A 25,870-nucleotide genomic window follows, 5' to 3' on the forward strand; every position below is an offset into this window, starting at 1 on the left:
GACCGGTCAACGAGGCCGGTCGGGTAATCACATGCCGGCCATTGTGGTGTCACCGCCGCCGGCAGGTCAACCGCATTTTGTCCGTGGGACGTGAACGCAACCAACGTCAGGCCGGTGGAGCGGGCAGCGACGGCGTTCCGTGCCATGACCGCCACAGCGCCGCGTACGCGCCATCGGCGGCGAGGAGCTCATGGTGGCTGCCGAGTTCGGTGATCCGGCCGCCTTCGACGACCGCGATGCGGTCGGCATCGTGGGCGGTGTGGAGGCGATGCGCGATGCCGATGACGGTACGCCCGTGAAGCACCGCCGCCATCGAGCGTTCGGCCTGGCGCGCCGTGTCCGGGGCCAGCGCGGCGGTGGCCTCGTCGAGGATCACCGTGTGGGGATCGGCCACCACCACCCGGGCGAGAGCCACCTGCTGGGACTGCGGCGCATCGAGCTGGCGGTGGCCGGGGCCGAGTTGGGTGTCGAGCCCGGCGGGCAGGTCGGCGACCCAGTGCGCGCCGACGGCCGCGAGAGCGCGGAGCAGCGTTTCGTCATCGGCGGCTGGCGCGGCGATCGCCAGGTTGTCCCGCAGGGTGCCGAGGAACACGTGGTGTTCCTGGGTGACGAGCAGCACCCGCTGGCGTAGCTCCTCGGCCGGCAGGTCGGTGATCGGCACGCCTCCGACAGTGATGCGGCCGGTTCGCGGCGCGTCCACCCCCGCGAGCAGCCGCCCGAGGGTCGACTTGCCCGCGCCTGACGGGCCCACGATCGCCAGCCGCTCACCTGGCCGGACCACCAGGTCGACGCTGTTGAGGACGTCGTTCTCACCGGTGTAGGCGTAACGGACGCCGGCGACCTCGATACGGTCGTCGGCCGGCAGCGCACCGCGCCCGCTCGGCGCCGGTGGCAGCTGGCCGACCCCCGTGATCCGGGCGAAGGACGCGCCGCCACGCTGGAGGGGCTCCATCCAGAACAGCACCCGGTCAAGTGGATCCACCAGCTGCCACATGTACAGGCTGGCCGCGATCACCGCACCCAGGCTCACCACATCCTGGCTGTAGAGCGCGCCACCGATGAGCAGCATCAACGCCACGGGCAGGGCGTGCGCGAAGTCGGCGACGGGAAACAGCACGCTGCGGAGAAAGAGCGTGCGGACCCGGGTGGCGTACGCCGTGGCTATCCGCGCCTCACCCGCGTCGATCCTGCGCTCGCCGAGGCGGAGCGCCTCCACAGTCCGGGCACCTTCGACGGTCGCCGCGAGGGTTTCGGCCAGCTCGGAGGTCGCGTGACCTTCGGCGAGGTAGGCGGTCCGGGCGCGCCGGAGGTACCACCGGGCGACAGCCCACAGGGCGGGAGCCGCGAGGAGTCCGCACAACCCCAGCAGAGGGCTGAGCACGAAGCAGGCGCCGAGGATGAACGCCACCTGGACGGCGGCGAGGAACACGTCGGGTCCGGCGTCGCGGAGAGTGCCCCCGACCGTGGCCACGTCGCTCGAGCCGCGGGTCATCAGGTCACCGGTACCCGCGCGTTCGACGACGGGAGTCGGCAGTGCCAGGGTGTGGTCCACGAACTTCTCGCGCATCCGGGCCAGTGCGCGCTCGCCGGCGCGGTGCGCGGCGTACCTCGCGAACCGCGTCAGCAGGAGTTGGGCCACCGCGAAGCCCACGATGGCGAGGGCGAGGACGTCGATGGTGGTGACGCCGCCGCCGGACTGGACTTGGTTCACGATCCGCCCGAGGAGCCAGGGGCCGGCGAGTCCGGCCGCCGCGGCGAGGCAGGTCAGGATGAGTACGCCGGTGAGAGCGCGGGTGTCGGCCCGGACCAGCGTCCACGTGGCGCGGCGGACCGCCTTCGGGTCGGCGACGGGGAGGCGCCCGGGGTCGTCCACGACCGATCCGCTCATCGAGCATCCGTTCCCGCTGGCAGCGCCCGCGTCGCGGGTGCTGGTTCGTCGTCTTCGTCCGCGTCACCGCGGAGGACGAGCGCCCGATATCCGGCCTGCGTACCCACCAACTCCGCGTGCGTACCCGTCCCGACCACCTGACCGTCCTCCACGTAGACCACCTGATCGGCCTGGTCCAGCAGCAATGGCGAGGTGCTGACCACCACGGTCGTACGCCCCTCCCGGGCGGCGTGGACCCGGCCGGCGATGAGCGCCTCGGTGTGGGCGTCGACCGCCGAGGTCGGCTCTACCAGGAGGAGAATGTCGGGGTCCGCGAGCAGGGCACGGGCGAGACGCAGGCGTTGGCGCTGCCCACCGGAGAGGTTGCGGGCCTGCGAGTCGATGCGGGCGGCCAGCCCGTCGGACAGGCCGGCCACGACGTCGTCGGCTGCCGCAGTGTGGAGGGCCGCGGCGATCGCGGCGTCATGGTGGTCTTCGTACGTCGCGATCGCCTCCCGGAGCGGGCCGGCGAAGAGGTGGGCGTCGTTGTCGGCGACCAGGATGCGCCGGCGTACCTCCGCCAGCGGCATCGCGCGGAGCGGCACCTCGCCCCAGCTGGCGTCGGAGTCGGCATAGCGGCCGAGCCGGTCCACGATCGCGGCCGCCTCGGCAGGTCGCCCCGCGGCGATCGCGGTCATCCGCCCGGCCGGCACCACCAGGCCGGAGGCGGGATCGCGCAGATCGGCCGGAGTGTCCGGACCCGGCACGCCGCCGCTGTCGCCGGCGTCCCCCACGTCCGGACGGAGGTTGAGGATGCGCACCACCCGGCGGGCCGCGACCAGCCCGCGACTCAGATCGCCGGCGCCCTCGATGATGGCCGACACCGGGATCACGAGGACCGCGACGTAGCCGTACACGGCGACCAGATCGCCGACCGTGATGGCCCCCTCCGCGGCCAGCCGCGCGGCGAGCCAGGTCACCGCGGCGAGGAACAGCGCGGGCAGCCCGATCCCCAACGCCTGGATCCAGCTGTTGACCGATCCGACGTGGTAGCCGACGAACCGCACTGACCGCGAAGCGTTCCGGTAGCGCTCGGCGAACATCTCCTTGCCGCCGACCCCGCAGAGCACCCGCAGTCCGGCCACGATGTCGCCGACCCGAGCCGTGAGGGCGCCCTGCTGCTCGCGGTACTCCGTCTCGGCGTACCCGAGCCGGCGGAACAACGGCCTGAGCAGCACCGCCAGCAGGGGTACGCCAAGGAGCACCACGCCCGCCAGCAGCGGCGAAACGGGCACCAGCAGGGCCGCCACCACGGCGTACGCGACGAGGCCTCCCACACCCGGTCCGGTCATCGTGAGGGTCTGGCTGATCCGCAGGATGTCGGATGCGGTGACGCTTACGACCTCACCGGCCGACACCGTGCGCGGGAGTGCCGCACCCAGGCGTACCGCCTGGCGGAGGACCGCTCGGACCGTGCGGTACGACGCGTCCAGCCGGACGAACGTCATCGTGCGGTGCCGGAGGAGTCCGAGGATGGCGTTGAGCAGGCCAACGGCGAGGATCGCCAGCGTCCAGATGGTGAGTGCCGGCAGATCCTGGGCCCGTAGACCGTCGTCGATGGCGCGGGCGAGGAGGTACGGCGGGACCGTCAGCCCGACCTGCCACAGGGTGCCCCACAGCGCGCCGAGCAGCACCCGCCGAGGCTGGCTCGTGACCAGCCACCACAGATAGCGGGCCGGTCCACGGGCGTCAGGGGTGTCGGGGGCGTCGGGGGCGTCGGGCAAACCGTGGACCCGCCTTCCGGGATGCGGGGTGTGCGCCTGGCCGTTGAAGTTTAGAGGTCGCGCGGATGGGGACGTCGCGGCCTGCGGGGCCCTGGCATTCCCGCGGGCGGGCGTTAGGAGGCGGAGTCCAGTCGCAAGACGTCGGTCCGTGAGACAAAGCCGACCATCGCCAGGCTGCTGGTGGGTTCACCAGGCTGAGAAGATTTTGGGGAGACCCCCTTGAGTTTTCACCATCTTGCTGAGGTGCTGGAGGTGAGGCCAGTTCGGGTTCTCTTTGCGCCACGCGGTCACCATGCATGGCGAATTGCGCGTGCTTCGCGGGGAAATGCCGCGTGAGGTGGCGCTGTCTCGAATGGTGTACACCCGGTTGTATCAGATAGTGAGAATCCAGGTCTTCAACTCAAGCCTCCCGCATTTTGTACACCCTTTGATGGACCTCGCGCGCCAAGTTCCCACCTCGCTAGGCAAATTCGCTTTGCCTGGTAGGGAAATGCCCTTCCTCGCACCACAGAAGGCGTACGCAATGTGAGACAACGCCCGCCTGGTCTTGAGCCTTATTCAAAACCCCCGGCGTCGGACAGGTCGCGGCATCGTGAAGGTAGCGGGAGCCGACTTGGCGGAGATGTCTCGGCTTCTATGCCGACACTCCTCCGCCAAGTCATCGCAACCTTGGTGGGCGGGCCCTACTCCCGTGCCCAGATCCAGCAGCCTGTCCGACGCCGCCTCGACAAGAGCGTGAAGACTTTGGGGTGTAAGAACCCCAAAGTCTTCACAATCTCAGATGGCCTCCGCCCGTCTCGAATGGCGTACACCTCACCCATCCGGCGGCTGAGACATCGAGCCATGGCTGCCCCGCTTGGCAAAGTTGATCAACGGTCCACAGGTCGGGAACTCCCCGCGTGGGTGCCGGAATTCGGGACCGTTGATCAACTTCGGCGGCACGGCGGTTTTGAATAGGCCTGCTTAAATCGTGGGCAGGCCTGAAGGTGTCGCGGTGCGAAACCTTGATTTTGGGCCTCCACATTGTCGCCACCTGGTCGCCGGGTCCCACGTCGACCGCCGATCTCACGTTGTGTACACCCTGGCGGGTACATGCCTGGCCGGTATCCGCTTTGCGCAGCGTCCACGAATTTCGAGGCATCCTCATTGGCGGCCGGGGGCTTTTCACTCAGGCAGTTCCGCGGAGCCGGGCAGCGCGACGCCCCATCCGCGGTTGGCTGGATGGGGCGTCGGTGTCGGAGCCGCCCGTGGAGTTCGAAGGTCGGGCTCAGCTGGTGGGTTCGAGAATCACCACGGCGATGGAGCGTTCGGTCCGGGTCTGGTAGTTGTCGTAGTCCGGCCAGATCTGCGCCATGGTCGCCCACAGGCGCGGCTTCTCCTCAGGCCCGGCGTCACGTGCCCGGACCTTGAAGACGTCGCCTCCCACCTGGACCTCCGCCTCAGGGTCGGCCTCGAGGTTCAGGTACCACAGCGGCGGGGTGTCTGAGCCGCCGTTGGACGGGACGATCAGGTACGCGTCACCGTCGCGCCCGTAGATGAGTGGCGTACGCCGGCGCTGGCCGCTCCGCCGGCCAACCGTCGTGAGCAGGAGAGTGGGCGTGTCGTTGACCCAGATGTGGCCTTCCTGACCGCCGGACTCGAGGTACTGCTTGGTGTGCTCGGCCACCCAGGCCGTCGGACTGTCGGTCGGAGCCGCCGACTGGTTGTCGTGCGAAGCCATTGCCATGACCTTCCTTCGCGCCGGTAAACGCGCGTCCTCAGAGGTTCTGCTGCGATGTCGGGTCGTTGCTGTCGAACGACAACAGCGGCTGGCGCGGGATTCATCCCACCGTGCTTGGAGGCAACACGCTGTCGACTGACCCGGAACGGGAGCGGGGTCAGGCGGTCTCGTGTTCGGTCGGGAGCTGCCGGTCGATCGGCGGGACGTTCTGCTGATCGCGCTTGCGGAGCTGTGCCCAGCGCCCGCGCGGTCCGCGGTCGCGGCCGGCCACGTCGGTCGCGGCCACCTCGGTGCCGGAGTTCTTGGCGGCGCGTACCGCGGCGAAAGAGATCGGCAGGATCTCGCCGTCTCCGAGTGGGACGTCGAGATCCTCGTCATCGGGCCAGTAGCCGAGTGCCGCGGCGAGGGAGGGCAGCAAGGCCACGGCCGCGCTGGCGTATCCCGTCGCCGACGGGTGGAAGCGGTCGGGTCCGAAGAGCTCCCGCGGTGCGGCGGCGAACTCCGGGCCGAGCAGCGATCCCAGCGAGACGGTACGCGCACCAGCCTCGACCGCCGCGATCGTCTGGGCCGCGGCGAGGCGCTGGCTCCAGGTGCGGGCAAGCTGGCGGAGCGGGAACGCGAGCGGCTCGACCGTACCCAGATCCGGGCAGGTCCCGACGACGACCTGGCAGTCGGCGTCGCGGAGGCGGCGTACACCCTGGACGAGCAGGCGGACCGACTCGGACGGCAGGGTGCGGTGGGTGACGTCGTTGGCGCCGATGATGATGAGCGCGAGGTCGGGCTCGACGGCGAGCGCCCGGTCGACCTGGCCGTCGAGGTGCTGGGTCTCGGCGCCGGACACAGCCACCACGGTCAGCCGCACCGATCGCCCAGACAGCGCCGCCAGGCCGGTCGCCAGCATGGCGCCGGGAGTCTCGTCGGCGGTCGCGACTCCGAGGCCGCACGCGGTCGAGTCGCCGAGTACGACGAACTCGATCGGATTGCCCGGCCCTTCCCCGTAGATCCCGTCCGCGTGGGGCGGATCGTTCACGGGTTCACCGATGGCGCGTTTTGCCAGAACTGCCTCAGCCATGAGGATGGCAACCAATGTGCCGCCCAACAGCCCGGCGCCGCCGCCTCCGAAGGCTGCGGCGGCCGCCAGTTTGCGTGCGGCTCTAGCCTTGCCCACCAGGACCTCCTTCGATGCCCCTATTCACCAGGTCGGAGATCAGGCGAACCCGGTTACCCGGGGGACCTCCGTTCCATCCTCAATGGGGGTCAACGCGCCAGGACAGCGGCAGGATTCCATCGTTCGCGGACTCGTCTGGGTTGGTGCACCGCCGACACGGGCGATCTCAGGCGCAGGCGTCCGGGCTGCGACGGGCTGGTAGGACCTAGAGTGCATGCGTGGAGTATCACGAGTCGTTGCTGTCCTTGGTGGGCAACACCCCGTTGGTCCGTTTGGCCCGAACCGCCGAAGGTGTCCAGGGTCTGGTGCTCGCGAAGGTCGAGTACTTCAACCCCGGCGGCAGCGTCAAGGACCGCATCGCGCTGCGCATGGTCGAGGCGGCCGAGCGCGAGGGGGCCCTGCGGCCGGGCGGCACCATCGTGGAGCCGACGAGCGGCAACACCGGTGTGGGCCTGGCGATCGTCGCGCAGTCCAAGGGGTACCACTGCGTCTTCGTGTGCCCCGACAAGGTGAGTGAGGACAAGCGCAACGTCCTCAAGGCGTACGGCGCGGAGGTGGTGGTCTGCCCCACCGCCGTACCCCCTGAGCATCCTGACTCCTATTACTCCGTTTCCGACCGGTTGGTGAAGGAGATCCAGGGGGCCTGGAAGCCCGACCAGTACTCCAACGTCAACAACCCCTTGTCGCACTACGAGCAGACCGGGCCCGAGATCTGGGCACAGACCGAGGGGCGCATCACCCACTTCGTGGCGGGCATCGGCACCGGAGGCACGATCAGCGGGACGGGCCGCTACCTCAAGGAGGTCTCCGGCGGCCGGGTCCAGATCATCGGCGCGGACCCGGAGGGATCGGTCTACTCCGGCGGCACCGGGCGCCCCTACCTCGTCGAAGGCGTGGGCGAGGACTTCTGGCCGACGACGTACGACACTGACGTCTGCGACCGGGTGGTCGCGGTGTCAGACCACGAGTCGTTCGCGATGACCCGCCGGCTGGCGCGCGAGGAGGCGCTGCTGGTTGGGGGTTCGTCGGGGATGGCGGTGGTCGCGGCGGTGCGGGTCGCGCGCGAGGCTGGTCCTGACGCGGTCGTGGTCGTCCTCCTGCCCGACGGTGGCCGCGGCTACCTCTCGAAGGTCTTCGACGACGACTGGCTCACCCACTACGGCTTCCTTCGTTCGGAAAGCAGCGAGACCGTCGGCGAGATCCTGCGTCGCAAGACCGGCGCCATCCCGTCTCTGGTTCACACCCACCCCAACGAGACGATCGCCGAGGCGATCGACATCCTGCGGGAGTACGCCGTCTCGCAGATGCCGGTCGTACGCGCCGAACCCCCGGTGATGGCGGCGGAAGTGGCCGGGTCAGTCCATGAGCGGACCCTGCTGGAGGCGTTGTTCTCCGGGCGGGCGCGGCTCGCCGATCGGGTGGAGCAGCACATGTCGCCGCCGTTGCCCTCGCTGGGCGCCGGCGAACCCGTCGCGGCCGCGGTCCGGCTCCTCGAGTCCGAGGACGCACTGCTCGTCCTCGATGACGGCAAGCCGGTCGGTGTGTTAACCCGCCAGGACCTGCTGGAGTACCTCGCCGGCAGCGTCTGAACGGTCGGCGCTGCGGTGGCTCTTGGCTCTCGGTCATCCAGGTCGCTGGCTCTTCCCGTCCGCTGTTCCGGGGTGGGTTAGTTGTTCGGGAACGACAACCCTGTCGTAAAGCTCCTCGCTGACCCCTGACCTCCGCGCGGCGGCTTTGAGGGTGAGGTTTTCGTCGAGTGCGAGGTGGGCAATTTTCGCGGCCCGATCGTAGCCGATGACCGGACTCAATGCGGTGACCATCATGATCGAGCGGTCGATATTCGCCGTCAGCTGTTCTTCGTCGACTTCGGCGCCCTCGACGAGGAATTCGCGGAAGTGGTCACACATGTCCGACAGGAGGCGGACCGAGTGCAGCACATTGTTGATGATGACCGGGCGAAACGCATTGAGCTCGAAGTTTCCTTCGGCGCCGGCCATGGTGACGGCCGTGTCATTTCCGATGACCTGGATGCAGACCATCAGCATTGCCTCGGCCTGGGTTGGATTGACTTTGCCCGGCATGATCGAGGAGCCGGGCTCATTGGACGGCAGGGTGAGTTCGTGCAGGCCGGTGCGGGGACCGGAGCCGAGCCACCGCAGGTCGTTGGCGAACTTGAACAACGAGGTGGCGAGGGTACGCAGCGCCGCCGAGGTTCGAACCAACGGGTCGAGCGCGCCCTGGGCGGCGAACTTGTTGGGCGCGCTGACGAACGGGTAGCCGGTCAGCTTGGCGATCTGGGCGGCCACCTCGTCTCCGAACCTGGGCGGTGCGTTCAATCCGGTGCCCACCGCCGTACCCCCGATCGCGAGTTGGTACAACCCGCTGAAAGCGACCTCGAGGAATTCGATGGCGCCGTCGAGTTGCGCGACGTATCCCGACCATTCCTGGCCGACCGTGAGCGGTGTGGCGTCTTCCAGATGGGTGCGGCCGACCTTTACGACATGCGCCCATTCCTCGCTCTTGGCCGCGGCCGCGTCGCGCAGCCGCTTCAGGGACGGAAGCAGTTGGGTGTCGATCGACCGCACCGCCGCGATGTGCATGGCCGTCGGGAACGTGTCGTTGGATGACTGGCCCAGGTTGACGTCGTCGTTCGGGTGCACGGGGTCTTTGCTACCGAGCCGGCCGCCGGCGAGTTGGATCGCCCGGTTGGAGATCACCTCGTTGACGTTCATGTTCGACTGGGTACCCGACCCGGTCTGCCACACGTACAAGGGGAATTCTGAGTCGAGGTTCCCCGCGATCACGTCGTCGGCGACCCGGGTGATCAGGTCGGCCTTCCAGCGTGCGAGCCGGCCCGCGCGGGCATTCACGATCGCCGCTGCCTTCTTGACATAGCCGTACGCGTGGTAGACCGGCTTGGGCATCCGGTCGTCGCCGATGTTGAAGTGGGTCAGCGAGCGCTGGGTTTGAGCGCCCCAGTAATGGTCGGCCGGGACCTCGACCTCGCCGAGGGAGTCGGTTTCGGTACGCGTGCCCGTCGCGTCCAGCCCGATCGGCAGGTCGAGAATCCGCGGGGTCGTTCGTTCGCCCGCCATTCTCAGGCTGCCCTGACGCGGCGGTAGATCGGCTGCCACATCGCGTTGCGAACCTGCCGGTCCGTGTCCACCAGGTGGGTTCTGGCGAGCCCTTCCTTCTCCGCGCGGTCGGCGACAGCGGCGGCAACGGTGGCGGAGACGTCCCGCAGACTGTCCACCTGGGGAAGCAGCGACGCACCGGGCGTGCGTACGTCTACCAGGCTGGCGACGGCCTCGGCGGCAGCCGCGAACATCCCGTCACTGATCAGCCGCGCTCGCGAAACGATGGTCCCCAGCCCGAGTCCGGGATAGAGCAGGGCGTTGTTCGCTTGGCCGATGGCGTAGGTGACACCGTGGTAGGTGATCGGGTGCACTGGGATGCCGGTGGCGACCAGCGCCCGTCCGTCCGTCCAGTGGATGAGGTCGGTGGGCATCGCCTCGATCCGCTCCGTCGGGTTCGACAGCGGGAAGATGATCGGACGGTCGACATGGCTGGCCAGCTCGCGGACGATCTCTTCGGTGAACGCGCCGTGCACGGTGGACGTACCCACCAGCATCGTCGGCTTGACCTGGGCGATCACCTCGCGGAGCCCGATCCCGCCTGGCCCGCCGCGCCAGCCGCTGACCTCAGAGGCCGGTCGCGCGTACGGCACCTGGAAGTCGCGCAGGTCGGACATGGCGTCGGTGAGCAGGCCCGGCCGGTCGACCGCCCACACCTGGCGGGTTGCGGCCTCCCGGTCAGCGCCGTCGCGGACCATCGCGTCCCGTAGCTGGTCCGCGATCCCGATGCCCGCCGTGCCGGCGCCGAAGATGACGATCCGCTGCTCATGCAACGGCGTTCCGGAGACCCGGGTGGCGCTCAGTGCGGCCGCGAGCACGATCGCTCCGGTGCCCTGCATGTCGTCGTTGAACGTGCAGACCCGGTCGGAGTACCTCTCGAGGATGCGCCGGCCGTTTCCCGGCCCGAAATCCTCCCAGTGCAACACCGCGTTCGGGAACATCGCGGCGGCAGTTGAGACGTAGGTCTCGATGAAGTCGTCGTAGCGTTGGCCGCGCACTCGTGGGTGCCGGTTGCCGAGGTAGCCGGGATCATTGAGGAGTTCGTCGTTGTCGGTGCCGACGTCCAGCGCGACGGGAATGACCCGCGCGGGATCGACTCCCGCCGCCGCGGTGTAGACGGCCAGTTTGCCGACCGCGATGTCGATGCCGCCGCCGACACCCCAGTCGCCGATGCCGAGAATCTCCTCGGCATCGGAGGCGACAATCAGGTCGACGTCGTCCGCGCCCAACCCGAAATTCTCGAACGCCTGCCTGACACGGTCCGCTTCATCGATCGAAAGGAAGACACCCCGCGGCCGGCGGTACTGATGGCTGTACCGCCTGATGGCTTCACCGACGGTCGGGTCGTACACGATCGGGAGCATTTCCCGAAGATGGTCACCCAGCAGGCGATAAAACAACACCTCATTACGGTCGTGAAGGGCCGTAAGGTAAACATTCTTGAGCAGGTCGGTCGGCTGCGCTCGGTATTGCGCATAGGTCCTCTGCTTCTGCTCCTCGATCGTCAGCACCGCGGGCGGCAACAGCCCGTCGAGTCGCAGCTCCGTGCGTTCTTCCTGAGTGAAGGCCGTTCCCTTGTTGAGCAGGGGAGTACGCAGAACGTCCAGGCCTCGGGCCGACGTGACGTAATCGCCTTCCGGTGTTTCGCGAAAACCCCGCTCTTCACCGATCGGCTGCTTACCGGTGCTTTCGCCGGACATGATGACCTCCTCGCAAACGCAACGAGAGCTCTGGAGAACTTCCACGACGAGCCGCCCTGACGCCTCCTTACTAGCTTCCGCGCCGTACGAAGGGAGAGGGAGAAGCGCAGGTGCGGAACGGGTCGAAGGTCCCAACGCATCGAGTTCCCTTGCTTCGCGCGTGATCACCGGTCAGCATCGCGATCCGACTCGAGCCAGACAGCTGCCCACGACGTCTCGGGTGGTCGGGGTGGATCTCTCTTGCTCCTGGCCTGTCAGGTTCGGAGTCTGTTGTTGCGGATGGGGTTGCGTTGGTGGTCGATCCATTCGGGTGGGATGAATTCGGGTACGCCGTCGGCCGCTATCCGTATCTGCCAGGTTCCTTGGTGGATGAGCCTGTGGTGGTAGCCGCACAGCAGCGCCCCGTTGGCCAACGTCGTCGGTCCGCCGTTCAGCCACGACTGGACATGATGGCCGTGGCACCAGGCGGGTGGCCGATCACAGCCAGGGAACGCGCAGCCTCGGTCTCGTAGTTCGAGGAGTTTGCGGAGGCGTCCGGTGAAGAATCGGGTGCCGTCGGAGAGGGCGACTTCGCCGTCGCGGTTGCCGAACCAGCTGACTTTGGCGTCGCAGGCCCATTCCTGGACGGTGCGAGCGGAGACGTAGGTGCCGGTGCGGAGCAGTCGGCCGAGTCCGGTGCCGTTGACCAGATCCTCATCTGTGATCGTCACGACGATGTGCGGTTTCTCCCCACCCTGGGTGGGGGACTCCCCGGAGTCGAGGTAGCGGCGGACGAGCTCGTCCAACGCGTCGCCTCTGCGTTGCGCGGCGCTTCGGGGGTCCAGCCCGTCGGCGGTGGTGGGGAGGGGTTTGGAGAGGGGCTCGATGGCGGTGCGGAATCGGTCGGCCGCGATCGGGTCGAGCTTCCCGCGGATGTGGGTGCCGGAGCCGTCCGGGGCGTCGTACAGCGACAGTTCGCACCGCCGGGCGGCCTTGGCTTCTTCTTCGGCGAGTTTCTTCGCAAGCACTTTGTCGGCCAGGTCCGGGTCCTCGGCGTTCAAGACGGCTTTGCCCAGACCGGCAAGGTCTTTGGGGTCGAACACGCGAGCGTGTTCGACGAGCACCTGTTCGGCTTCGGCCCTGGTCTCCTGTCCGGCTTCCTTCGGTAGATCGCGGATCGCTTTCGCGATCACCCTCGCGTGGTCGGCGCTGATCTCACCGGCGTTCAACGCAAGCTGAACCAACGGCAACGCTGTGTCGAGATCGTTGGCCAGGCGCACCGCCGCCCGGGCGTGTTCGGGGCGCATCCGCAGCAGGGACGACAACAAGGCGGCTGTACTGGTCGCACCGACCGTTCGGCCCAGGTCCTGCCGGTCGACCTCGCGGATCACCTGGAGCTGGACCGCATCGATCTGTGCCGAGAGAGCTTCCAGGCTCATGAGCAGGTCGATGAGTTCGTCACCGGGAACCGACCACAAGAGCGCACCGGACTCCTCAGCGAACCGGGCACGCGCCCGCTCCACCAACACCGAGAACCGGTGCCGTCCCGTGTCCGCCGAGGTCGAATCCATACCCGAACACTAGTGGCGACCACCGACAACCCCGGCCCCGAAAGCCCAACAAAACAAGGGCATCCGGCGGCCGGCAGGGCCATCGTTTTGGGTCAGGGGTCCCCTTGGCCAATAGAGCCGTACAAGGGTGCCCCCGACCCAAAACGGCAAGCATTACGGGGTCCCGGACCTACCGCAGGGCCTGCTCTCAGACCCCGCGTTCCATGATCATGAAGCCAGAAAGGGCTATACGTCCCGAAACCCTTCATGATCACGATCATGATCACGGAAGGTCGGGGGGGCCGACGGGCGTCGAGTCGTTCGCTACGTACCCGTCCCGGCGTCGAGGACAGCTCTGAGGGCGTTCCAGCGGGCTATCTCGCAGCCGTTCCTCTTGTCGTACGTCGCGGAAACCGGCTGACCCCGCCAGACTCCCTCGATCACGGCCCGCTGCGGCCCGCCCCAGATCTGCGTACAGATCGCGTCCTTGGGTACCGGAGCGAAGGGGTTCCGGGCGGTTTCGATCGCGGTGACCGCGGCGCCGGGGTCGGGGTGAGTGCCGCCGGGTGGGTCGGCGGTGAGCTCCCAGGTCCGGGGCGCGGAGTCCGGGTCCTCCCACACGGTGATCGTGAGATGCGTGCTCGCAGTCGTCATGACCCCATTCAACCCGGCCAGACGGCATTCACGACCACGCCGATCCGGCGGCGTAGCTCGGCGGTTGAGACAGGTGGGTGGGGCCGGATCAGCTGGTCGTAGAGCAGCCCGTCGAGGAAGGCGACGAGGAGGCGGGCGTCGCGTTGCGGTGACGGGCTGCCCGCGGCCCGCAGCAGGTCGTGGGCCCCGGCTATGACCTGGGCGCTCGCGGCGTCGAGCATCTGCTGGAGTTCGGGATGGTGGCGGCCTTCGAGGTAGAGCGTGTACCTGGCCCGCAGGCGTTCGCGTCCAGGACCCAACCAGTGCGCGAAGAGTTTCGTCCAGGTACGGATGAGCGCCCTGGGGTCGGCCGAAGGCGGCGGCGCCGACGCCCCGAGGGTGGCGTAGTCGGCGGCGTCGAGTTCGAGTAGACGGCCCAGAACCCCCTGCAGTAAGGCGGATCGGCTGCGGAAGTAGTAACTCGCCGACCCGGCTGGAAGGTCCGCGCGGGCGTCGACGGAGCGGTGGGTGAGCCCGCGCAGGCCGTCGTCGGCGATGACGGAGATCGCCGCGTCGAGAAGCGTGGTGGCGCGTGGAGTGCGGGTGGGACCAGCGGGGACCGGTCCGCGTCGACGGGACTCGGCGGCGCCGGGGCCGGGTGCGGGCGAGCTGCGGGTCACAACTGACAAGGCTACCTTTCGCGCCCTCTACAACTGTAGAGTGCTCTACATCTGTAAAGGGCTCTACACCTGTAGAGGAACGGAAGTGGACTGCCATGCCCAAGCAGCGGAGAGCGGTCGTCGTCGGTGCGGGGATCGGAGGGCTCGCGGCGGCGGGCGCCCTCGTCAAGGATGGTTGGTCGGTCGAGCTTCTCGAAAGCGGCCACCACGTGCGTGGCACGGGCGCCGGTCTGGGGCTCTGGCCGAACGCCGTTCGTGCGATGGACGCGCTCGACCCGGCGATCGGAGCCTTGGGTCGAGGACACCCATGGACACAGGAGTCGCAGCAGGGCGCGCCTGACGCAGTGCAGGCCGGGTCCGGGCCGGCGTTCATGCTGGCGCAGGGTGGGCTGCGTACGCCCGACGGTCGCTGGCTCACCCGCATCGATGCCACCCTCTTGGAGGAGCAGTCCAGCGGCGCACCCATCATCGTCACCCGGACCACGCTCCACGCCGCGCTGGCGAGCCTGGTGCCAGCGCAGTCCGTACGCCTCGGGCGGACGGCGACCAGGGTCGACCTGGTCGGCCGCGAGGCGGTAGTGCACGCCATCGGCCCCGACGGTCAGGAAGGGAACGAGGAGTACGCCGCTGACCTGGTGGTTGCGGCCGACGGCATCGGCAGCCGGCTCCGTGCCACCGTCGACCCGCGCCCGAGCATCCGATCGGCCGGGTACGTCACCTGGCGGGGGATCGTTCCGCCGGAGAAGTCGCCCGCGCTGGAGGTGGGCAGCGAGACGTGGGGCCGTGGCCAGCGGTTCGGATGTACGCCGCTCTCGAGTGGCGGCACGTATTGGTACGCCACCCTCTCCCACGCCGATCCGCGGGCCTGGAGCGAGGACGCCGAGCCAGGCGCCGGGCCAGACGCCGAGCACCAGCGTGACCGGCTCGCCGGGTTGTTCGCCGGCTGGCACGACCCCGTGCCGGCGCTGATCGCGGCGACCCCACCCGACCAGGTGCTCCGTAATGACGTGGTGTTTCTCTGGCCGTTGCCGCGTACGTTCGTCGAGGGCCGGCTCGCCCTGCTCGGGGACGCGGCACACGCGATGACGCCGGATCTCGGGCAGGGCGCCTGTCAGGCGCTCGAGGACGCGGTCGAGTTGGCCACCTCCGTCCGGTCCGCCGAGCCCGCGGGCGTACCAGCGGCCCTGCCCACCTACGACCGGCTGCGCCACGCGCGTGCGACCGGGTTGGCGAGGCAGGCGCGCCGGCTGGGGCAGTTCTCCCAGTTGCGGCACCCGTGGGCGGTGGCGGTGCGCGACAAGCTCATCTCGCTCGTGCCCGCGAGTTCCGCCGCGAAGGGATTCGCCGCCGCGACGGCATGGCGACCCTCGGAATCATGAAGCCTGCATCAAAGCTGAGCCCCGCATTAAGCCGAACCGCCGCAACTACCTGAACCCCGCCACCAAGCGGGCGGATCCGCACAACCAGGATTCTCACCGGTGCGACAGCCGGATGTGCGAGCTCTTTTACGCCGGTCCTGTGTCATCGGTCACGGAGGTGAAACAGCCGATTTCTAGCCTCCCGACCAGGGCTATGGCTGAAGGAGCCCACGGGCCGGGAGGACACCGTGACGAGCGTTGATACTACCTCTGCACCACCGTCGGCAGGAAAGACCAAGGGTCGATGGATCGACGACTGGAATCCTGAGGACGAGACGTTCTGGAACACCACCGGTCGCAGAGTCGCGACCCGTAACCTCATCTTCTCCATCTTCGCCGAACACCTCGGCTTCTCGGTGTGGCTGCTGTGGAGCGTCGTGGTGGTGAGCCTGCCGGCCGCCGGCTTCGAGTTCTCGGTCGACCAGCTGTTCTGGCTGGTGGCCGTACCGAACCTGGTGGGCTCGACCCTCCGGCTGCCGTACACCTTCGCGGTGCCACGCTTCGGCGGTCGTAACTGGACGGTCGTCAGCGCCCTGCTGCTGGCCATCCCGACGACGCTGCTCGCGATCGCGGTCAGCAACCCGAGCACGCCGTTCTGGGTGTTCCTCCTCGTCGCCGCGGCGGCGGGGTTCGGCGGCGGCAACTTCGCGTCGTCGATGACCAACATCTCGTTCTTCTTCCCCGAGCGCAGCAAGGGACTCGGGCTCGGTCTGAACGCCGCGGGCGGCAACCTCGGCACGAGCGTGGTGCAGTTCGGCGTTCCGATGGCGATCGCGGTGGGTGGCGGGCTCAGCCTCGCGAACGCCGGACTGATGTGGCTGCCGCTGATCGCGGCCGCGGCCATCTGCGCCTGGTTGTTCATGGACAACCTGACGGTCTCCAAGGCACCCATCAAGGGTCAGCTGGGCGCGGCGAAGCGGTCGCACACCTGGGTGATGTCGTTCCTGTACATCGGTACGTTCGGGTCATTCGTCGGCTACACGGCGGCCTACCCGCTGCTGGCCAAGACGGTGTTCCCCGACTCCTCGGCGACGAAGTACGCCTTCCTCGGAGCGATGCTCGGCTCGCTGATCCGTCCGGTGGGCGGCTGGCTCGCCGACCGGGTCGGCGGCGCCAAGGTGACGCTCTGGGTGTTCGTCGTGATGGTGGCCGGGATGATGACGATGCTGGTCGCGGTCACCTCGCAGTCGCTGGCGTTGTTCATGGCGGCGTTCGCGGTGCTGTTCGGCGCGAGCGGTGTGGGCAACGGGTCGACGTACCGCATGATCCCCGCGATCTTCCGTACGCAGGGGGAGCGCGAGGAGCGGGCCGGCGTCAAGAACGCCCTGGCGATCAGCCTCACCGAAGCGGGCGCAGCGATCGGCATCATCTCCGCGATCGGCGCCTTCGGCGGGTTCCTCATCCCGCGGGCGTACGGCAGCTCCCTCGCCGCCACCGGATCGGTTGCCACCGCGGTCATCGCGTACGCCGTGTTCTACGCGGTGTGTGTGGCTGTGACCTGGTGGTTCTATCTGCGCCGCCAGCTGCTGGTGGCTCGGATGCCGAGCATGGCCAACGCCACGATCTAGGGCGGGTTTCCCGGATCCAGAAACTCGGCTGGCCCCGACCGCGACTTCGCCTCCCTCCACGGCGCCGCCCGACGGACCCCCGTCGGACGGCGCCGGACGGCTGCGACGGGCCGCTACCCGCAGCACGTATCGGGTCACGAAGTGAGAGGTCGTTAGCAGTTCGGAAACGAAGGAGAAGCAGGAGTGAAACGGCTGGACAGCACGCTCGACGACATGTCCGGGGTGGAGACGCACTGCCCGTACTGCGCCTTGCAGTGCGGAATGCGGCTGCGCCTCCAGCCAGGACCAGCTGAGCCAGCTCGGGTCGAAGTGACGCCCCGAGCCAGTGGTGGCAACCGGGGAGGCCTGTGCCAGAAAGGCTGGACCTCAGCGGACCTCCTGACCTCTGGTGAGCGCCTCACGACCCCCCTGATCCGTTGGTCCCGCGACGACGAACTCGAACCCGCGTCCTGGGACGAGGCACTCTCCTTCGTCGCCACGAGGATCCGGCGGCTCCAGGCCGAGTCCGGGGCGGATGCCGTCGGGATCCTCGGCGGCGGCGGACTCACCAACGAGAAGGCGTACGCACTGGGGAAGTTCGCCCGGGTGGTCCTGCGTACCCGCACCATCGACTACAACGGGCGGTTCTGTATGTCGTCGGCCGCGGCCGGCGGGATCAGGGCGTTCGGCCTCGACCGGGGTCTGCCGTTCCCGGCGAGCGACATCGCCGAGGCCGACGCGGTGCTCCTCATCGGCAGCAACGTGGCCGAAACAATGCCGCCGTTCCTGCAGTACCTCACCGCCCAGAAGGCGGGCGGCGCGCTGATCGTCGTCGACCCGCGGGCCACCGCCACCGCCCGGCAGGCGAGCCTCCACCTCCAGATCACTCCCGGCACGGACCTCGCGCTCGCCCTGGGATTGCTGCACATCGCGATCGTGGAGGGGTACGTCGACCGCGACTACGTCGCCGAACGCACCACCGGGTTCGACGGCGTACGCCCCTTCGTGATGGCGTACTGGCCCGAACGCGTCGAACGGCTCACCGGCGTGCCCGTCAGCCAGCAACGTGCGGCGGTGCGGTTGCTCGCCGAGGCGGACCGGGCGATGGTGCTCACCGCCCGCGGTGCCGAGCAGCACGCGAAGGGCGTCGACACCGTGAGCGCGTTCATCAACCTGGCGCTGGCGCTCGGTCTGCCCGGCACGCCCGGCGCGGGCTACGGCTGCCTGACCGGGCAGGGCAACGGTCAGGGTGGGCGCGAGCACGGACAGAAGGCCGACCAGCTCCCGGGATACCGCAAGATCGACGATCCGGCCGCCCGGGCGCACGTGGCCGCGGTGTGGGGCGTGGATCCCGACACCATCCCGGGCCCGGGGCCGAGTGCGTACGAACTCCTCGATTCGCTTGGCCGCGACGGTGGTACGCGTGGGCTCCTGGTCTTCGGGACCAACCCCGTCGTCTCCGCACCAGCCGCCGCGCACGTCGAGCAGCGCCTGCGCGACCTCGACCTGCTCGTCGTGGCCGACCTCGTGCGGTCGGAGACCGCCGAACTCGCCGACGTGGTGTTCCCCACCGCGCAGTGGGCGGAGGAGGACGGCACCATGACCAACCTCGAAGGGCGGGTGATCCGCCGCCAGCGGCTCAGCCCGCCACCAGGTGAGGTGCGGACCGATCTGGAGATCCTTGCCGGTCTCGCCGAGCGACTCGGGCGCGGCACCCTGATCGACGCCGACCCGGAGACCACCTTCAACGAGCTACGGCGGGCCAGTGCCGGCGGGATCGCCGACTACGCCGGCATCAGCTACGCCCGCATCGAGGCGGAGGACGGGATCTTCTGGCCCTGCCCGACCCCTGACCATCCGGGCACTCCGCGGATGTTCCTCGACCGCTTCGCCACGCCTGACGGGAAGGCGAGGTTCGTCCCCGTCGACTACCGCCCCGCGGTGGAGGACATCGACGCGGCGTACCCCGTCTACCTGACCACCGGCCGGGTGCTCGCGCAGTACCAGAGCGGCGCGCAGACCCGGCGGGTCGCGGCGCTCCGCAAGGCGGCTCCCAACCCGTTCGTCGAGCTGCACCCCGACCTGGCCGAGCGGCACGGCATCGCCGACGGTGACGACGTACGCGTGACGAGCCGGCGGGGTTCGGCGACCGCGCCGGCCCGGGTGACCGACACGATCCGGGTGGACACGGTGTTCATGCCGTTCCACTGGGCGGGCGCCGGGCGCGCCAACAGCCTCACCAATCCGGCGTTGGATCCGACGTCGCGGATGCCGGAGTTCAAGGTCTGCGCGGTCCGGCTGGAGAAGGCCGCGGTGCCCGGAGCCGAGACCGAGGTGGGGGCCGCATGACTGCTGCTGTTGTTGTGGTCGGGAACGGCATGGCGGGGGCGCGGTTCGCCGCGGAGCTGCGGGCTCGCGAGCCCCGCCGGCCGATCGTGGTGTTCGGCGCCGAGCCGGGGCGCGCGTACAACCGGATCCTCCTGTCGGACCTGCTCGCCGGGAAGATCGCCGAGGACGATCTCGCGCTGGCCGAGCCACCTGGCGCCCTGGATCTGCGTACCGACGTGGAGGTCGTGTCGATCGATCCGGTGAGCCGGACGGTCGAGGCCAGCGACGGGAGCCGGACGCGGTACGACGCGCTCGTCCTCGCCAACGGAAGCCGGGGCGTCGTACCCCCGATCGACGGTCTGTGGCAGGACGAGGAGACGCTGCTCGACGGGGCCGCGACCTTCAGGACGCTGGCTGACTGCCGGCAGATCCTCGCCCACGCCCGCGACGCCCGCGAGGTGGTCGTCCTGGGTGGCGGCCTGCTGGGCCTGGAGGCCGCACGTGGCCTGGCCACCCGCGGGCTGTCGGTCCAGGTCGTCCACGCCCGTGGGCAGCTGATGGAACGCCAACTCGACGGCGAGGCGAGCCGGATCCTGATCCAGACGCTGGCCGAGTTCGGTGTACGGGTCCGGCTGGACGCGGTGACGACTGCCGTGATCGGCGAAGACCGGGTACGCGGGGTGGTCCTCGAGGACGGCTCGCGGATTCCCGCCGACCTGCTGGTGATCGCCTGCGGGGTCCGGCCGAAGATCGACCTTGCTGTCAAGGCCGGCTTGCAGGTCAACCGCGGCATCGTCGTGGACGACAGCATGCGGACGTCCGATCCGTCGATCTACGCGATCGGGGACTGCGCGGAGCATCGGGGCCGGGTCTACGGCCTGGTCGCGCCCGCGTGGGAACAGGCCCGGGTGGCCGCGGAGGTGATCTGCGGCGGCGGGGCCGCCTATGCCGGCTCGCGCCTGGTCACCCGGCTCAAGGCGTCGGGCGTCGACCTGGCCGCGATGGGTGATCCGCACGTGGACGACGAGTCGGCGGAGGTGGTCGTCTTCGCCGACCCGGCCCGGCGTACGTACCAGAAGGTCGTCATCCGGGACCAGCGTCTGGTGGGCGCGATCCTGCTGGGCGACAACCCGACGGTCGGAACCGTCACCCAACTCTTCGACCGGGACGCCGCCGTGCCGGCCGACCCGCGCTCGTTGTTGTTCGGGCGGGCGGGTGGAACGCCGACCGAATCCGCGGGCGCGCTCGCCGCCGAAAGCACCGTGTGCCGGTGTAACGGCGTCACCGCGGGTGCGATCGTCCGGGCCTGGCTCGGCGGCGCACGAACCGTGACCGAAGTATCCGCAATGACGCGGGCAGGCACCGGTTGCGGAGGTTGCAGGGACACGATCGAAGGCTTCGTGGCGACCCTCGCGACCGACGCTGACCTGGACACAACCTCAAGGCCGGAGGAAGTGGTCGCATGACTCGCTTGTCCGGGGGCACGACCCCGTGGAACGCCCGAAGGAAGCTGGTTGTCATCGGCAACGGCATGGTCGGGCAACGGTTCGTGGAGGCTCTCCGCGCTCGCGACGAAGCGGGTCAGTGGCAGGTCACCGTTCTCGCCGAGGAGCAGCGCCCGGCCTATGACCGGGTGGGGCTTTCGGCGTTCTTCTCCGGCGCCACTCCCGAGGAGCTTTCCCTTGTCCCGGAGGGTTTCTACGACCACGACCCGGCGATCACCCTGCGGCTGGGAGCCCCTGCCGTCTCCATCGACCGGGAGCGCCGCGTCGTCCGCACGGCGACGGAGGAGCATCCGTACGACGCGCTTGTGCTGGCCACGGGGTCGTACGCGTTCGTCCCTCCGGTGCCTGGACACGACCTCCCCGGCACCTTCGTCTACCGCACGATCGACGACCTCGTGGCCCTGCGGGAACACTGCGCCGGCCGGCAGGTCGGTGCCGTCGTCGGCGGCGGTCTGCTTGGCCTGGAAGCCGCGAACGCCCTTTGCCTGTTGGGTTTGCGGACGCATGTGGTGGAGTTCGCGCCGCGGCTGATGGCGGTGCAGTTGGACGAGGCCGGCGGGGCGATGCTGCGCCGGCACGTCGAGGCGCTCGACCTGACCGTCCACACCGACGCCAGGACCGAGCGGATCCAACCCCGTCCCGATGGTTCCGTCGGGTCGATGGCGTTCGCCGACGGCAGCTCCATCGACGTGGACGTGGTGGTGTTCGCGGCCGGGGTCCGCGCGCGGGACGAGCTGGCGCGGGACTGCGGCCTGGAGGTGGGCGAGCGCGGCGGCGTGGTGGTCGACGAGTCCTGCCGTACGTCTGATGAGGCGATCTACGCGATCGGGGAGTGCGCGTGCATCGACGGCCGGGTCTATGGGCTCGTCGCGCCGGGATACTCAATGGCCGAGGTGGTGGCGCAACGTCTCCTTGACAGCCCGGCGGCGTTCACCGGTGCCGACACCTCGACGAAGCTGAAGCTGCTCGGAGTCGACGTGGCAAGCTTCGGCAATCCGAGTGGTGAGCTCGACGTCGTCTACTCCGACCCGGTGCACGGCATCTACGCCAAGCTCGCCCTCACCGACGACGCCCAGACCCTGCTCGGCGGCATCCTCGTCGGTGACGCGTCGGCCTACGCCACGCTGCGGGCCAGTGTCAACGGCCCCTTGCCCGGCAAGCTGGCCGACTTCCTCGGCTCGGGTGAGATCCAGGGCACCCTGCCCGGCACCGCCCAGGTGTGCTCCTGCCATGCGGTCACCAAGGACGACATCCTCACCGCCATTGGTGAGGGCTGCGCCGACGTACCCACGATCAAGACGTGTACGAAGGCGGGTACGGGTTGCGGCTCCTGCGTACCCCTGCTGAAGACCCTGCTCGCCGAGGCGGGAGTCGAACAATCCAAGGCGGTGTGTGAGCACTTCGCCAATTCACGGCAGGAGTTGTTCGACCTCATCCGGGTACGCGAGCTGCGGACCTTCTCCCAGATCGTGACCGAACTCGGCACCGGACGTGGCTGTGACCTGTGCAAGCCGGCGATCGCGTCCATCCTGGCAAGCCTCGGCAACGGCCACGTCCTCGAGGGCGAGCAGGCCACCCTGCAGGACACCAACGACCACTTCCTGGCCAACCTGCAGCGCAACGGCACGTATTCCGTGGTGCCGCGGATTCCGGGCGGGGAGATCACCCCCGAGAAACTGATCGTGATCGGCGAGGTCGCCCGCGACTTCAACCTCTACACCAAGATCACCGGCGGGCAGCGGATCGACCTGTTCGGTGCGCGGGTGGAGCAGCTTCCATTGATCTGGCGCCGGCTGGTCGACGCGGGCTTCGAGTCGGGGCACGCGTACGGCAAGGCCCTGCGGACGGTGAAGTCCTGCGTCGGCACGACCTGGTGTAGGTACGGCGTCCAGGACTCCGTCGGGCTCGCCATCGCCCTGGAGTTGCGTTACCGCGGCCTGCGGTCCCCGCACAAGATCAAGGCGGCGGTGTCGGGATGCGCCCGCGAGTGCGCGGAGGCCCGCAGCAAGGACGTTGGTGTGATCGCCACTGAGAATGGCTGGAACCTCTTCGTCGGCGGCAACGGTGGCTTCCGGCCGCGGCACGCGGATCTGTTCGCCACCGACATCGACACCGACACGTTGCTGCGCTACATCGACCGGTTCCTGATGTTCTACATCCGTACCGCTGACCGGCTCCAGCGGACCGCGGCGTGGATCGAGGGCATGGACGGCGGCCTGGACTACCTGCGTTCGGTGATCGTCGATGACTCGCTCGGAATCTGCGCGGATCTCGACGCCGCCATGGAACGCCACGTGGCCACGTACGCCGACGAATGGCGGGCCACCCTCGAAGACCCCGACAAACTTCGGCGCTTCGTGTCGTTCGTCAACGCGCCGGGCACTCCCGATCCCTCGATCCAGTTCGTCACGAATCGCGGCCAGCAGATCCCCGCTGGCGCGCCGGTTCTCGTTTCCGGGCCGACCCTTTCGACTCGGACGCAACAGGAGGTTGACAGATGACCGCTGTCCTTACCCAGGAATGGGTGACCGTCTGCGGGTACGACGACCTGCTACCCGAACGCGGGGTCGCGGCCCTGATCGGCGAGGTCCAGGTCGCGGTGTTCCGGACCCATGACGGGCAGGTGTATGCCGTCGGCAACCACGACCCGTTCTCCGATGCGTACGTGCTCTCGCGCGGCATCGTCGGTAGCTCGGGTGTGACGCCGACCGTCGCTTCGCCGATGTTCAAGCAGGTCTTCGATCTGCGGACCGGCCAGTGCGTGACCGATCCTGGTGTTTCGGTTCCGACGTACCCGGTCTCGTGCGTGGACGGTGTCGTCCGCGTCGGTGTCGAGGACCGGTCGTGACGGCGCCGAACCCGGTTGAAGGTGTGCGAAGAAGCATGGGACCGCAGACAATCCCGACGGAACTCCGCTCGCTCACCGGCTTCACCGTCGGCGTGACCGCGGCCCGCCGCCGGGAGGAGTTGGTCGCCCTCCTCGAACGCCGCGGCGCCCGGGTCGTGGAGGCGCCGGCGATCCGGATCGTCCCGCTGTCCGACGACCACGCCCTCCAGCAGGCGACCAGGGCGTGCCTCAGCGGGATCGACATCGCCGTCGCGACGACGGGCATCGGGTTCCGCGGCTGGCTGGAGGCGGCGGAGAGCGCGGGCCTGGCTGACCGGCTGCTGTCGACGCTGGCCAGCGCCCGGCTCCTCGCCCGCGGCCCCAAGGCTCAGGGCGCGATCCGGGCCGCCGGGCTCACCGAGGTGTGGGCGCCCGCGTCCGAGTGCTCGAGCGAGGTGCTGGAGTACCTCCTCGCGGCCGGCGTACGCGGGAAGCGGGTGGCGGTCCAGCTCCACGGCGAGCCGTTGCCCGACTTCGTGGCGGCACTGCGGGCCGCGGGCGCGCACGTCATCGAGGTGCCGGTGTATCGCTGGGTGCTTCCTGAGGACATCAGTCCCCTCATCCGCCTGGTCGAGCTGATCAAGCTGAGGTACGTCGACGCGGTGACCTTCACCAGCGCCCCGGCGACGGCGGCGCTGCTCGAGGTCGCGGGTGCCGAGCGGGAGGCGGTGCTGTCGGCGTTCCGGGCGGACGTCCTCGCGGCGTGCGTCGGGCCGATCGCCGCGGGTCCGCTGGAGAGGTACGGCGTCGCCAGCCTGCAGCCCACCCGCGCACGGCTCGGCGGACTCGTCAGGGCGCTGGCGGACCGGCTGCCCGAACACCGGACCCGGATGGTCGAGGTGGCCGGGCACACCCTGGAGATCCGTGGCCACGCGGTGGTTGTCGACGGCGACATGCGGACCCTCGCCCCGGCGCCGATGACCTTGCTGCGCACGCTTGCCGAACGCCCGGGCCGGGTGATCTCGCGGGCCGACCTGTTGCGGTCCCTGCCGCGCAGCGCCGACGGGCACGCCGTCGAGATGGCGATCGCCCGGCTGCGAGCCGGGCTCGGTGACTCGCGGATCATCCGCACGGTCACCAAGCGCGGCTACCGCTTGGCCATCGAGACGGCCGGCGCCGGCTGATCTCGTTCGTACGACGCCCGCGGCGGCGTCGACCCGGTTGCGCCCAGGTCCTACGGCGTCAGGTCATCGCTGGTGTCGAGCGCGGGTACGTCGGGAGGCGCGGCGGCCACGGCTTCGCGGTCAAGCTGGACGTCCTCCAAGATGACCAGGTCGGCGAGCGGGCGGGTGGCGGCGATGAGGTCGGCGTTGCGCTGGTCCGTGCCCAGCGCCCAGGCCCGCGCGGCGTCCGGCGACTTGCCGTACTCCATGTGCCGCCTGATCAGCCGGGCGTGACGGAGGTGCTCCAGCGGATCGACGTACCACACCTCGTCGAGCAGACCACGTACTTCTGCCCACGGACCGGCGTCGACGAGAAGGTAGTTTCCCTCCGTCACGATGAGCGGCACCTCGCGCGGGATCGGGATGGCGCCCGCGATCGCTTCCTCGATCTCCCGCTGGAATGACGGCGCGTACACGACGTCGTCGCCCTGGTCGCGTAGACGCCTGAGGAGGGCGACAAATCCAGCGGCGTCGAAAGTGTCCGCGGCGCCCTTACGGTCCCGCCGGCCGAGACGTTCGAGTTCGACGTTGGCCAGATGGAAGCCGTCCATCGGCACATAGCGGGCGCGGGGTCCGAGCCGGCTGGCGACTGCCGCCGCCAGCGTGGACTTGCCCGCGGCGGGGGCGCCGGTGATGCCGAGGATCCGGCGTTGGGAGTTCTTCACCAGCGCTTCCGCACGTTCCACCAGTTGGTCGAGGTGCATCGGCTGCCTCCCGGTGGAGTGGCGGGTGGATCGTTTCGTCGCAAACGTGTGGGTGCCCCATCGTTCCATCCACGCCGACGCCGGCCGACGCCGCCCGACGCCG

General features: G+C 69.2%; 18 protein-coding genes. 8 read left to right on the top strand and 10 right to left on the bottom strand.

The window, feature by feature from the left end; translation table 11 throughout:
* Positions 1 to 106 precede the first annotated feature (106 nt).
* The 4 genes from B141_RS0115820 to B141_RS0115840 form a co-directional block, all read right to left on the bottom strand.
* Positions 107 to 1,888: an ABC transporter ATP-binding protein gene (locus tag B141_RS0115820; RefSeq protein WP_020576150.1), complete on the bottom strand. Its 1,782-nt coding sequence runs from the start codon at positions 1,886 to 1,888 to the stop codon at positions 107 to 109.
* The gene (locus tag B141_RS0115825) at positions 1,885 to 3,651 is read right to left on the bottom strand and encodes an ABC transporter transmembrane domain-containing protein (protein ID WP_051114091.1); all 1,767 of its coding nucleotides are present in this window, start codon (positions 3,649 to 3,651) and stop codon (positions 1,885 to 1,887) included. Before B141_RS0115825 ends, B141_RS0115820 begins: the two co-directional genes overlap by 4 nt.
* A gap of 1,267 nt (positions 3,652 to 4,918) precedes the next feature.
* Positions 4,919 to 5,377, bottom strand: coding sequence for a nitroreductase family deazaflavin-dependent oxidoreductase (locus B141_RS0115835; protein WP_202805794.1), 459 nt, complete (start codon positions 5,375 to 5,377; stop codon positions 4,919 to 4,921).
* A 151-nt stretch (positions 5,378 to 5,528) separates the two neighbouring features.
* Positions 5,529 to 6,539 (bottom strand): SGNH/GDSL hydrolase family protein, encoded by a 1,011-nt coding sequence (locus B141_RS0115840; protein ID WP_020576154.1) that lies wholly within the window; start codon positions 6,537 to 6,539, stop codon positions 5,529 to 5,531.
* A 218-nt stretch (positions 6,540 to 6,757) separates the two neighbouring features.
* Here B141_RS0115840 and B141_RS0115845 point away from each other — a divergent pair, with 218 nt between their 5' ends.
* Entirely contained in the window at positions 6,758 to 8,128 is a 1,371-nt protein-coding gene (locus B141_RS0115845; protein WP_020576155.1) for a cystathionine beta-synthase, read from the top strand.
* 33 nt (positions 8,129 to 8,161) lie between these two features.
* On the opposite strand, the gene fumC is transcribed toward B141_RS0115845, so the two are convergent.
* From fumC to B141_RS40895, 5 genes are all read right to left on the bottom strand, one after another.
* Positions 8,162 to 9,634, bottom strand: a complete 1,473-nt coding sequence (fumC, locus tag B141_RS0115850) for a class II fumarate hydratase (RefSeq protein ID WP_020576156.1) — start codon at positions 9,632 to 9,634, stop codon at positions 8,162 to 8,164.
* A 2-nt stretch (positions 9,635 to 9,636) separates the two neighbouring features.
* Positions 9,637 to 11,373: an NAD-dependent malic enzyme gene (locus B141_RS0115855; protein ID WP_020576157.1), complete on the bottom strand. Its 1,737-nt coding sequence runs from the start codon at positions 11,371 to 11,373 to the stop codon at positions 9,637 to 9,639.
* A gap of 254 nt (positions 11,374 to 11,627) precedes the next feature.
* Complete coding sequence (locus B141_RS0115860; protein ID WP_020576158.1) at positions 11,628 to 12,923, bottom strand: HNH endonuclease signature motif containing protein; 1,296 nt, start codon at positions 12,921 to 12,923, stop codon at positions 11,628 to 11,630.
* Between the two features lie 303 nt (positions 12,924 to 13,226).
* The gene (locus B141_RS0115865; RefSeq protein ID WP_020576159.1) at positions 13,227 to 13,556 is read right to left on the bottom strand and encodes an SSI family serine proteinase inhibitor; all 330 of its coding nucleotides are present in this window, start codon (positions 13,554 to 13,556) and stop codon (positions 13,227 to 13,229) included.
* 8 nt (positions 13,557 to 13,564) lie between these two features.
* Positions 13,565 to 14,215, bottom strand: a complete 651-nt coding sequence (locus tag B141_RS40895) for a TetR/AcrR family transcriptional regulator (RefSeq protein ID WP_020576160.1) — start codon at positions 14,213 to 14,215, stop codon at positions 13,565 to 13,567.
* Between the two features lie 95 nt (positions 14,216 to 14,310).
* Here B141_RS40895 and B141_RS40900 point away from each other — a divergent pair, with 95 nt between their 5' ends.
* From B141_RS40900 to B141_RS0115905, 7 genes are all read left to right on the top strand, one after another.
* Positions 14,311 to 15,594: an FAD-dependent monooxygenase gene (locus B141_RS40900; RefSeq protein ID WP_020576161.1), complete on the top strand. Its 1,284-nt coding sequence runs from the start codon at positions 14,311 to 14,313 to the stop codon at positions 15,592 to 15,594.
* Positions 15,595 to 15,821: 227 nt separating this feature from the next.
* Entirely contained in the window at positions 15,822 to 17,201 is a 1,380-nt protein-coding gene (locus B141_RS0115880) for a NarK family nitrate/nitrite MFS transporter (protein ID WP_020576162.1), read from the top strand.
* A gap of 183 nt (positions 17,202 to 17,384) precedes the next feature.
* Complete coding sequence (locus B141_RS0115885; protein ID WP_020576163.1) at positions 17,385 to 19,529, top strand: molybdopterin-dependent oxidoreductase; 2,145 nt, start codon at positions 17,385 to 17,387, stop codon at positions 19,527 to 19,529.
* Positions 19,526 to 20,974, top strand: a complete 1,449-nt coding sequence (locus tag B141_RS0115890) for an FAD-dependent oxidoreductase (RefSeq protein ID WP_026257264.1) — start codon at positions 19,526 to 19,528, stop codon at positions 20,972 to 20,974. Before B141_RS0115885 ends, B141_RS0115890 begins: the two co-directional genes overlap by 4 nt.
* Complete coding sequence (nirB, locus tag B141_RS0115895) at positions 20,971 to 23,514, top strand: nitrite reductase large subunit NirB (RefSeq protein WP_020576165.1); 2,544 nt, start codon at positions 20,971 to 20,973, stop codon at positions 23,512 to 23,514. Before B141_RS0115890 ends, nirB begins: the two co-directional genes overlap by 4 nt.
* A complete protein-coding gene (gene nirD, locus B141_RS0115900) occupies positions 23,511 to 23,861 on the top strand; it encodes a nitrite reductase small subunit NirD (protein WP_020576166.1) in 351 nt (116 codons plus the stop codon). The genes nirB and nirD overlap by 4 nt, the downstream gene beginning before the upstream one ends.
* Positions 23,862 to 23,896: 35 nt before the next feature.
* Complete coding sequence (locus B141_RS0115905) at positions 23,897 to 25,024, top strand: uroporphyrinogen-III synthase (RefSeq protein WP_020576167.1); 1,128 nt, start codon at positions 23,897 to 23,899, stop codon at positions 25,022 to 25,024.
* A 50-nt stretch (positions 25,025 to 25,074) separates the two neighbouring features.
* On the opposite strand, the gene B141_RS0115910 is transcribed toward B141_RS0115905, so the two are convergent.
* Positions 25,075 to 25,767, bottom strand: a complete 693-nt coding sequence (locus B141_RS0115910; RefSeq protein ID WP_020576168.1) for a nucleoside/nucleotide kinase family protein — start codon at positions 25,765 to 25,767, stop codon at positions 25,075 to 25,077.
* Positions 25,768 to 25,870 lie beyond the last annotated feature (103 nt).

The sequence above is a fragment of the Actinopolymorpha alba DSM 45243 genome, from assembly GCF_000373925.1.
Classification (GTDB): domain Bacteria; phylum Actinomycetota; class Actinomycetes; order Propionibacteriales; family Actinopolymorphaceae; genus Actinopolymorpha; species Actinopolymorpha alba.

What these genes read in the sequence shown, in the direction of transcription:
- B141_RS0115905 (WP_020576167.1), top strand. Translation starts at nt 23,897, where the DNA reads ATGGGACCGCAGACAATCCCGACGGAACTCCGCTCGCTCACCGGCTTC.
- B141_RS40900 (WP_020576161.1), top strand. Translation starts at nt 14,311, where the DNA reads ATGCCCAAGCAGCGGAGAGCGGTCGTCGTCGGTGCGGGGATCGGAGGG.
- B141_RS0115855 (WP_020576157.1), bottom strand. Translation starts at nt 11,373, where the DNA reads ATGTCCGGCGAAAGCACCGGTAAGCAGCCGATCGGTGAAGAGCGGGGT.
- nirD (WP_020576166.1), top strand. Translation starts at nt 23,511, where the DNA reads ATGACCGCTGTCCTTACCCAGGAATGGGTGACCGTCTGCGGGTACGAC.
- B141_RS0115860 (WP_020576158.1), bottom strand. Translation starts at nt 12,923, where the DNA reads ATGGATTCGACCTCGGCGGACACGGGACGGCACCGGTTCTCGGTGTTG.
- B141_RS0115910 (WP_020576168.1), bottom strand. Translation starts at nt 25,767, where the DNA reads ATGCACCTCGACCAACTGGTGGAACGTGCGGAAGCGCTGGTGAAGAAC.
- B141_RS0115865 (WP_020576159.1), bottom strand. Translation starts at nt 13,556, where the DNA reads ATGACGACTGCGAGCACGCATCTCACGATCACCGTGTGGGAGGACCCG.
- fumC (WP_020576156.1), bottom strand. Translation starts at nt 9,634, where the DNA reads ATGGCGGGCGAACGAACGACCCCGCGGATTCTCGACCTGCCGATCGGG.
- B141_RS0115835 (WP_202805794.1), bottom strand. Translation starts at nt 5,377, where the DNA reads ATGGCAATGGCTTCGCACGACAACCAGTCGGCGGCTCCGACCGACAGT.
- B141_RS0115820 (WP_020576150.1), bottom strand. Translation starts at nt 1,888, where the DNA reads ATGAGCGGATCGGTCGTGGACGACCCCGGGCGCCTCCCCGTCGCCGAC.
- B141_RS0115890 (WP_026257264.1), top strand. Translation starts at nt 19,526, where the DNA reads ATGACTGCTGCTGTTGTTGTGGTCGGGAACGGCATGGCGGGGGCGCGG.
- nirB (WP_020576165.1), top strand. Translation starts at nt 20,971, where the DNA reads ATGACTCGCTTGTCCGGGGGCACGACCCCGTGGAACGCCCGAAGGAAG.